This is a genomic window from Micromonospora sp. NPDC047707 (assembly GCF_040704235.1).
GTDB lineage: Bacteria > Actinomycetota > Actinomycetes > Mycobacteriales > Micromonosporaceae > Micromonospora.
Genome location: NZ_JBEYSU010000165.1, coordinates 1 through 1,060 on the forward strand (window position 1 = coordinate 1; position 1,060 = coordinate 1,060).

The following is a 1,060-nucleotide window of genomic DNA, read 5'->3' on the forward strand; positions in this document are numbered from 1 at the left end:
TCAGTAGCGGTAGTGGTCGGGTTTGAACGGGCCCTCGGGGGAGATTCCGAGGTAGGCGGCCTGTTCCTTGGTCAGGGTGGACAGTTTCGCGCCGAGGGCGGCCAAATGCAGCCGGGCGACCTTCTCGTCGAGGTGCTTGGGCAGCACGTACACCCCGACCGGGTACTGGTCGGTCTTCGTGTACAACTCGATCTGCGCGATCGTCTGGTTGGCGAAACTGTTCGACATCACGAAGCTGGGATGCCCGGTGGCGTTACCCAGGTTCAACAAGCGACCCTCGGACAACACGATGACCGCGTGCCCGTCATCGAACCGCCACAGGTCGACCTGCGGCTTGATGTTCTCCCGGGACACATCCGGCCGCTTCGCCAACCCGGCCATGTCGATCTCGTTGTCGAAGTGCCCGATGTTCCCCACGATCGCCTGGTGCTTCATCCGCGCCATGTGCTCATTCGTGATCACATCGAAACAACCCGTCGCGGTGATGAAAATGTCCGCGACCTCGACCACATCATCCAACGTGGCCACCTGATAGCCGTCCATCGCCGCCTGCAACGCGCAGATCGGGTCCACCTCGGTCACCACCACCCGGGCACCCTGCCCCCGCAGCGACTCCGCACACCCCTTACCCACATCCCCATAACCCAGGACCACCGCCATCTTCCCACCGATCAGCACATCGGTGGCCCGATTGATCCCGTCGATCAGCGAGTGCCGACACCCGTACCTGTTGTCGAACTTGCTCTTCGTCACCGAATCGTTGACGTTGATCGCCGGGAACAACAACATGCCCGCCCGGTGCATCTCATACAACCGGTGCACCCCCGTGGTGGTCTCCTCCGTCACACCCCTGATCCCCGCCGCGATCCGCGTCCACCGCCGACCATCCTCGGCCAACGAACGGTGCAGCAGACCCAGGACGACCGCATACTCCTCACTGTCGGCCGACTCCACCGGCGGCACCACACCCGCCCTCTCAAACTCCACACCCTTGTGCACCAACAACGTCGCGTCCCCACCGTCGTCGAGGATCATGTTCGGACCCCCACCATCCGGCCAC

1 protein-coding gene is annotated in these 1,060 nt (G+C 63.3%); it reads right to left on the minus strand.

The window, feature by feature from the left end; translation table 11 throughout:
- A partial coding sequence (locus AB0873_RS32650) for an adenosylhomocysteinase (RefSeq protein ID WP_366604661.1) occupies positions 1-1,060 on the minus strand: 1,060 nt, incomplete at its 5' end.